Genomic DNA, 8186 nt, shown 5'->3' with positions numbered 1-8186 from the left:
GCAGAAACCGAAAAGCAAAAATCGAAAAGCAGAAACCGAAAAGTGAAAACTTAAAAGCAGAAACCGAAAAGCAAAAATCGAAAAGCAGAAACCGAAAAGTGAAAACTGAAACTGAAAAGTGAAAAGTGAGAACTGAAAAGTGGAATCTGAAAAGTGGAAACCTGAAAATTGGTCAAGAAAAAAGTTTAAGCGGCATATAACAGCCGTCTCAAGCCATTGCGAATTTTCTTTTAAATTGACGCTATCGCATCGCAAGTTTTTTTATCTTAGCCGAAAGTAATCGGTCCCGAAGTTCGCAACGGCATGAGGCGGCGGGACGTTACCAGCAAGCAAAAAAAACGCGACAGTGATAAGTTATAATAAAAAACATCCTAAAAGTTTAACTGAACCTGAAAAAAAGAAAATAAAAAAGATAAATATTTTTTGTTATTTCTTAATGGTTATAGCTCTTATTTCCATAGTGGAAATTAACGAAATGGATAATAATTTTAGCGGAACAATTTTATTTGTAATATTCTCAATAATTGGATTAATAATAGCAATGGTATTTTTACGATATGTAAATAGAAAAATAACCATAATTTCAGATAATAAAGACACTGCTAATTTTGTAAATGGAATAATATTCGTGCTATTTATTTTTGGCTTTCCTGCTTTGGCTAATTTATATAACAGAAAAGTAAATATTGGAGAAATTAAATGCAGTAATTTTAAAGTTTTAGAATTAGGCGAATCAACGTATAAAACCCATCGATATTTTTTATATGTAGAAATAAATAACACCTATGAAAGATTAGCAACAAATAAAACCATTTGGAATGAATTGAAAGTTGGAAAGAATGTTGAATTATGTGTTGCAAAAGGTGGACTTGGAATGGAGTTCTTAAAAAGTATAAATTTTAAATAAATTGCCAGCTGGTAACACACGCTACAAGCAAGCTGGGCAATGGGCTTAATTTGAAAATAGTTTGCGTTTGATACATTTGTTTTTAACCGAAAGATTACGCATCTTTAATCCCAGCCTGCGTGTAGCGCGGGAACGTTAGCCGTCAGTTTAGAGCGACAGAAAACCGAAAGAAAACAAAACTATAAACGAAGAAAAAATGAGTATTTTTAGTAAACTATTTAATGGTAACGAAAAGCCCAATTTTAATGCATTATTTGAGAATGAAAACTTCAAGAATTTTATATCAAAAGCAGAACATATTTCTTTAGGTTATGGTGAAATAAATATATTCAAATTAGAAAATATAGAAAAAGAACAAATTGGATATAGCGTATCCGAAAATGGAAAGTCTTTAACTGGTAACAAAAATGGAGATTGGAAAAAGAATTGGGTTATAATTGCAACTGATAATATGGATGATCCAATTTTTGTTGATATTGAAAATCAAAACTTGCCAGTTTTTATTGCTGAACACGGAAATGGAGAATGGGAAGAAAATTACATAGCAATTTCAATTGAAAATTTCAGTCAAATATTAAATGATTTAAAACAATTGTCAATTAAAAGAGAAAATCCTGTTCAAATTGAAAAAAATCCGATTTCAGAAACAGAATTAGAAATATTTTTATCTAAAACAAAAGAAGAAAATAAAGGAATGGATGTCGAATATTGGAAAATATTTTTAGAAAATGATTAATAAAAAACCGAACGGCTAACAGCAGTTACACGAGATTTGGGTTTTAGGCTTAATTTAAAGTTGGTTTTGTACCAGAGAATTTCAGTCTTTAACCGAAAATTAAGGCGTACTTAATCCCAAACCTCGTGTAGCTGCAAAACGTTATGCGTGAGTTTTGGAATTTACGCAGACATTAAGAATTAGAAATAAAATTACCTTACCGCCAGAGTTTTTGAAAGCACAAACTTGAAAGTGAAACTTGAATGCAGAAACTTGAATGCAGAAACTTGAAAGTGAAACTTAAAAGCGAAACTTGGAAACTGAAATTTGAAAAGCAGAAACTTGAAAGCGAAACTTGAAAGCAGAAATTTGAATGCAGAAACTTGAAAGCGAAACTTGAAAGCAGAAACTTGAAAGCAGAAACTTGAATGCAAAAACTTGGAAGCAGAATCTTGAAAGCGAAACTTGAAAACTGAAATTTAAAAAGCATTAACCGAAAAGAAGACAGAAATAAGTTTTTCCACAAAAATAAACCCACGCATAACAGCCGTCTCAAGCCATTGCGAATTTTCTCCTAAATTGACACTTTCGTTTCGCAAGTTTATTTATCTTAGCCGAAACTAATCGGTCCCGAAGTTCGCAACGGCATGAGGCGGCGGGACGTTGGTGGTCAGCTTCGAGGAACGAAATACCGAAAAAAAATATTGAAATGATTAAATACATAATTATAAAATATACTCCAGACGGATATGGTGGAATCTTATCAGAAACTAAAACAGTTAATAAATCTGAATTAAAAAACAATTTAGATAATGATTGGATAGTATATGAGAAAATAATACCTATAAAAACTCCGTTTTTAAAATGGTGGAACAAATTCACTATTGATAATAAATTATTCATTTTGAGCTTTTCAATTCCGAGTTTAATAGCTGTTTTTTTTGGAGTTTTAGCTTATCAGACAGACAACGAGAATGACTCCTTAAAACTACAGAACAAGACCTTAAATGAGAATTATAATCAATTAAAACGGAGTTTTCTTCTGATTTCTGATTCATTAAATGCAGAACGACAAAAAGCTGAAAATATATTACAAAAAGAGAAAGCAAAAAAAGCTTTTTATATAAATCAAAAGTCGAAAAACGAATAATAATATTTTTTGAATACATAGCATAAAATTTAAAAATGTGTTTCACTTAATGCGGTGGAAACACGTAACCGAAAATAAAGCCGAACCACCAACAGCCGTCTCAAGCCATTGCGAATTTTCTCCTAAATTGACGCTTTCGTTTCGCAAGTTTATTTATATTTGGTGGAAAATAATCGGGTCCGAAGTTCGCAACGGCGTGAGGCGGCGGGACGTTAGCGGTTATTTTAAAGAACTGAAACGGAAAATATAGTATTTTATAATATGAAGAAAAAAATCTTATTTTTATTGGTAATAATCTTTGGTTGTTATTACTGGTATTCTTTTACAAGCGAAATCAAAAAATATGAAATACTTAATGAAATTATCAAAGATGATAAATTAGCTCTATTTAAAATTTGTAATAAATCAAATAAAATTGAAATCTTCGAAAACAATTTAAACGACTTTACTTTTCTTGAGCAACTATCTGTAAATTTCCAAAAATTAACGCAAACGGAACATAAATTCAAAGCGGAAAAGATTAAGTATTTTAATCGTAGATTGAATAAAATGGAATACAGTGAAATTATTCCAAATTGTGATAAGCAATATGAAATACTTTATAAAATTTCTTTACCAATTGTTTCTCCTGACAAACAATCTGTGATTATTAAGATTACTGAAGATTGTAATTGTATGCTGGGCGGACAAAGTGGAACATACTTATACAGAAAAATTGATGGAAAATGGAAACGAATAAAAACATTAAATGGCTGGATAAGTTAAAAAAACAACCGCTAACAGGCGTTTGGCAAGATTGCGAATTTTGTAATAAATTCACGTTTACGTTCCGCAAGAAATTTTATCTTTAACAGAAAATAATCAGTTCCGAAGTTCGCAACCTCGCCAAGCGCCGGAACGTTAGCAGTTATTTTAACGCAGACTCAAGAATTGAAGAAAATAAATCGACATTATGAAAAAATTTTACAAACCTTTATTATTTATTATAGTCTTATTTTTTTATTAATTACAATAAATAAAATTACTTTCAGAGAATTTGAAATTAATACTACGAATGATGCTGAATTAATTAAATATGAAATAGATAATAAAAAGTACAATAAATCACTTCCAGCAAGTTCAACATTAGAAATTAGCGATAATTTTGAAAAAATAATCCAAAAATCAGTTTATAAACTTGATTCTAATTTTTTTCTCAAAGGTAGAGATTATAATAAGATGTTAAATCCAAAAATGCTTAAAGAAGTAGTTAATGAAGCTAGAAAAGGTGGCGGAAGTTCAAGTGGAAATACTTTTTTTAATAACTTATTGAATAAAGAAATAGTAACTTTTACAATTTATACAGAGACAAATCCTGAAGAGCTTAAACTAATAAACCGATTTACTAAATATGATGAAAAATTTAAAATAAATGAAATTTGGTTTAAGTATTTAGCAAAAATAAAAATTGAATATAACATAAAAGTTGGGAATAATGAAAAGACTTCTTTTTATTATGAAAATACAGAAATTTGCTCACCAATTAAACTAATATAGAAAAAAACAACTGCTAACAGGCGTTTGGCAAGATTGCGAATTTTGTAGTAAATTCACGTTTATTTCTCGCAAGAAATTTTATCTTTGATAGAAAATAAACAGTTCCGAAGTTCGCAACCTCGCCAAGCGCCGGAACGTTATGCGTGAGTTTTGGAATTTACGCAGACATTACGAATTAGAAATAAAATTACCTTTCCGCCAGAGTTTTTGAAAGTAGAAACTTGAAAGTAGAAACTTGAAAGTAGAAACTTGAAAGTAGAAACTTGAAAGCAGAAACTTGAAAGCAGAAACTTGAAAGCAGAAACTTGAAAGCAGAAACTTGAAAGCAGAAACTTGAAAGTGAAACTTGAAAGTGAAACTTGAATGCAGAAACTTGAAAGTAGAAACTTGAAAGTAAAAACTTGAAAATGAAACTTGAATGCAGAAACTTGAAAGCAGAAACTTGAAAGCAGAAACTTGAAAGCGAAACTTAGAAACTGACATTTGAAAAGCATTATCCGAAAAGAAGATAGAAATAAATTTTTCCACAAAAATAAACCCACGCATAACAGCCGTCTCAAGCCATTGCGAATTTTCTCCTAAATTGACGCTTACGTTTCGCAAGTTTATTTATCTTAGCCGAAACTAATCGGGTCCGAAGTTCGCAACGGCATGAGGCGGCGGGACGTTGGCAGCAATAAATCAAAAAACGTGCAGAAAATAGAATCTCCAAAAATTAACGAATGGTTAGAAAGTGCTATAAAATGGCAAAATGTTTCTCGTCCATTGAAAATTTCAAATTTCCTTCCAAAATTTGACAATTACGTAGGTTTAACTTGGAAACTTGGCATAATTGAAAATTTTCCTTTTAATGATTTTATTGAAAATGCAAAATCACAAACAGAAATAAAAAACAATAGAGAGATTTGGCATAATTATCCTGAAATATTTAATGAAGACTCTGAAACTGGATTTGTAGAAATTGCAACAGAAGAAATCTTTAGAAAATTCAAAATTCCTTACCATGATTACAAAAATGATGGAAAATTACCCTGGAATACAAGAGCAATAAGACTTTTAGAAAGCAAAATCAAAGAAAGCTTATCTTTAATATTAGAAAAAATTCCTGAAAATGAAAATCTAATCATGTATTGGGAAGATAATTACAGATACAATATTGAAGATAATTTATTCAATATTTCTAAAGAAGAATTCTTAAAAGAAATGCAGAATACAAGATTTGATGCTAGCATATATTTATATCCAGAAAGTAAAAATTGGTGCTTAGTTAATCTTGAAGATTTAGGATTTAATATTTTGGCGTTTAATGACGTAATAAAACCACAAATGGAATTCTTAACACAAGTAGAAAATTTTAAATTGACTGAAGAAAGCGAACTGTTTGGAAATTAATTTTTACTGCTGCCAACAAGCGTTTGGCAAGATTGCGAATTTTGTAGTAAAATCACGTTTACATTTCGCAAGAAATTTTATCTTTGATAGAAAATAATCGGTTCCGAAGCTCGCAACCTCGCCAAGCGCCGGAACGTTAGCGGTAATATTACGCGAAAATCGGTAAAAAGAAAGCTCCAAAACAATTCAACAAATTAATGGAAAATCTAAACGAACAAATCAGACTTTACTCACTTGGCGCAACTGTAAGACACAAATCGACGTTTGAAAATTTAGTTTCATTCAAAAATGAGGAAGACTTAACTGATGAATTTATTAAAACTTGGACTGTTCCATTCTACATGAATCTTGAAGAAAATAATCAAGAATGGTTTGAATTATTATTAAATGTAAAAGAAAAAATCACTAAAGAAATTGTAATAAAATTACTTGGAGATTTCAATTGGCGGACAAGACAAACTGGAGCATTTTTCGCAATAATTAAAAATTATACAGATTTAATAGACATTATTGGTATTCATTTTCTAAAAAGTGAAGTTTGTTATGCTGGAAGAATTTACGCATATATGTTTGCTTACTTAAATAGTGAAAAATCATCTGAATATTTAGAAGATTATTTAACTTACTACTTATCAAAAAAGGAACTCTGGTTTGACCAAAGAGAAGCTATGGAAGCTCTGACTTATATTGACAAAATAAATGAAAACGATTTAGTTACTAAACATAAAGAAAATTGGCTAAAGTTTATCGAAAACAAACCAAATTGGGAAAAGGAAATAAAAACTGAATATTTAGAAAACTATATTGAGTTTATAAACAAAGTGAAAGAGACAAATAATAAATAAAAATACTACCGCTAACAGGCGTTTGGCAAGATTGCGAATTTTGTAGTAAATTCACTTCTATTTCTCGCAAGAAATTTTATCTTTGATAGAAAATAATCGGTTCCGAAGTTCGCAACCTCGCCAAGCGCCGGAACGTTAGCGGCAAGCATAACGCAAAATTACTTTTAACGACCATCATTTTATGAATAGAATAATTTTAATAGGTAATGGATTTGATTTATCTCATAACTTTCCAACTGGCTATCATAACTTCTTAGATTATTTATGGGAGAAAATCTGTAAAGAAGTACAAGCCGCTAGTTTTGATACAAAATTTAGCAATAAATATATTTCAGTTTCACGAGTACCTCGCCAATGGATTCCTGGGCATAGCTATGATGTACTCGTTAAAAGTTTAAATTATATAGGGAAACAAATATCATACAACAATAAGTTTTTAGAAATTATCACTAATCATAAAAATCTTAAAAATTGGGTGGACATCGAAAATGAATATTATATTTTACTTAAAGAAACTTTCAAAAGTGAAAAAAGTAAATTCACAATCGAGGATTTAAACAGAGATTTTGAAAATATTAAAATTGAGTTAAAAGAATATTTGCTTAATGTAGAAAAGGAATATTTAGAAAAGTTAATTACAACAGGAATAACAAATAATATTGGTTCAAAAATATATGCTCCTTTTAGACTCAGAGATTTTAACGAAAATTCTATAAATGAAAAGACAAATATTGAATATGCTAAACTTAAACCAATTATTGACGACATTGAACATAATAACTTCTCACTTTCAGATGCAGAAGAACTTCAACAAAAAATTATTTCCAGAATAGGACTAAAAGATTCAAAACAACAGTTAAGAAAATTATTACTATCAGATTCAGCTGTAAACTACTTTGATTTACTACCAGAATCGATATTATTTTTAAATTTCAATTATACAAGTACTGAAAAATTATATCTCAATAAAAATGATTACGATAATTTTGGAAGTTATCGTGACAAACGAGTAGATATTATTCACATACATGGAAGCGTTGACGATTCTCATTTAAATCCAATTATTTTCGGTTTTGGCGATGAATTGGATGATGACTACAAAGAGATTGAAAAATTAGAAAATAATGTTTATCTCGACAATATCAAATCTATAAAGTATCTTGAAACTGAGAATTATAAAAATCTATTGCAATTTATTAATTCAGGAAAATATCAAATTTTACTCTTTGGTCACTCTTGCGGCACCTCAGACAGGACGCTTTTAAACACTTTGTTTGAAAATGATAATTGTGACTCTATCAAAACTTTCTTTTATGAATGGTCAAATGGTAATAATTATAGCGACATTATTAGAAATATATCCAGAAACTTCAATAATAAGGCAGTAATGCGTGACAAAGTTGTAAACAAAAAATATTGCGAAAACATTTCATAAGATGCCAGCCGCTAACACACGTTTGGCGCAATTGCGAATTTTGTGGTAAATTCACGTTTACATTTCGCAAGAAATATTATCTTTAACAGAAAATAATTCGTTCCGAAGTTCGCAACTGACGCCAAGCGTGGGAACGTTATAGGCTATGCGGCCAAAAATGCAAAAAACAGAAAATACAATGAAAATTATAACCTGGAATTGCAACA

8 protein-coding genes are annotated in these 8186 nt (G+C 29.9%); all 8 read left to right on the top strand.

The genetic code is table 11. From position 1 onward, the window contains the following. Positions 1-346 precede the first annotated feature (346 nt). The 8 genes from G9Q29_RS14680 (at position 347) to G9Q29_RS14645 (ending at position 7980) form a co-directional block, all read left to right on the top strand. Positions 347-907, top strand: coding sequence for a hypothetical protein (locus G9Q29_RS14680; protein WP_166139179.1), 561 nt, complete (start codon positions 347-349; stop codon positions 905-907). A gap of 196 nt (positions 908-1103) precedes the next feature. After that, positions 1104-1643, top strand: coding sequence for a hypothetical protein (locus G9Q29_RS14675; RefSeq protein ID WP_166139177.1), 540 nt, complete (start codon positions 1104-1106; stop codon positions 1641-1643). Positions 1644-2331: 688 nt separating this feature from the next. Continuing rightward, positions 2332-2772 (top strand): hypothetical protein, encoded by a 441-nt coding sequence (locus G9Q29_RS14670; RefSeq protein WP_166139175.1) that lies wholly within the window; start codon positions 2332-2334, stop codon positions 2770-2772. 261 nt (positions 2773-3033) lie between these two features. Further along, complete coding sequence (locus G9Q29_RS14665; RefSeq protein WP_166139173.1) at positions 3034-3537, top strand: hypothetical protein; 504 nt, start codon at positions 3034-3036, stop codon at positions 3535-3537. A gap of 165 nt (positions 3538-3702) precedes the next feature. After that, positions 3703-4308, top strand: a complete 606-nt coding sequence (locus tag G9Q29_RS14660; protein ID WP_166139171.1) for a hypothetical protein — start codon at positions 3703-3705, stop codon at positions 4306-4308. Positions 4309-4998: 690 nt separating this feature from the next. Further along, positions 4999-5700 (top strand): hypothetical protein, encoded by a 702-nt coding sequence (locus G9Q29_RS14655; RefSeq protein ID WP_166139169.1) that lies wholly within the window; start codon positions 4999-5001, stop codon positions 5698-5700. A gap of 197 nt (positions 5701-5897) precedes the next feature. Beyond that, complete coding sequence (locus G9Q29_RS14650) at positions 5898-6545, top strand: DUF6000 family protein (protein ID WP_166139167.1); 648 nt, start codon at positions 5898-5900, stop codon at positions 6543-6545. 181 nt (positions 6546-6726) lie between these two features. Continuing rightward, complete coding sequence (locus G9Q29_RS14645; protein WP_166139165.1) at positions 6727-7980, top strand: AbiH family protein; 1254 nt, start codon at positions 6727-6729, stop codon at positions 7978-7980. The last annotated feature ends 206 nt before the right edge of the window (positions 7981-8186 follow it).

Origin of the sequence: Flavobacterium turcicum (assembly GCF_011365745.1) — a bacterium.
GTDB classification, from domain to species: Bacteria; Bacteroidota; Bacteroidia; order Flavobacteriales; family Flavobacteriaceae; genus Flavobacterium; species Flavobacterium turcicum.
This window is presented reverse-complemented; position numbering and strand designations above follow the sequence as displayed.

Excerpts from the sequence above, each read along its gene's own strand:
- G9Q29_RS14645 (WP_166139165.1), top strand. The coding sequence starts at position 6,727 with ATGAATAGAATAATTTTAATAGGTAATGGATTTGATTTATCTCATAAC.
- G9Q29_RS14665 (WP_166139173.1), top strand. The coding sequence starts at position 3,034 with ATGAAGAAAAAAATCTTATTTTTATTGGTAATAATCTTTGGTTGTTAT.
- G9Q29_RS14650 (WP_166139167.1), top strand. The coding sequence starts at position 5,898 with ATGGAAAATCTAAACGAACAAATCAGACTTTACTCACTTGGCGCAACT.
- G9Q29_RS14675 (WP_166139177.1), top strand. The coding sequence starts at position 1,104 with ATGAGTATTTTTAGTAAACTATTTAATGGTAACGAAAAGCCCAATTTT.
- G9Q29_RS14670 (WP_166139175.1), top strand. The coding sequence starts at position 2,332 with ATGATTAAATACATAATTATAAAATATACTCCAGACGGATATGGTGGA.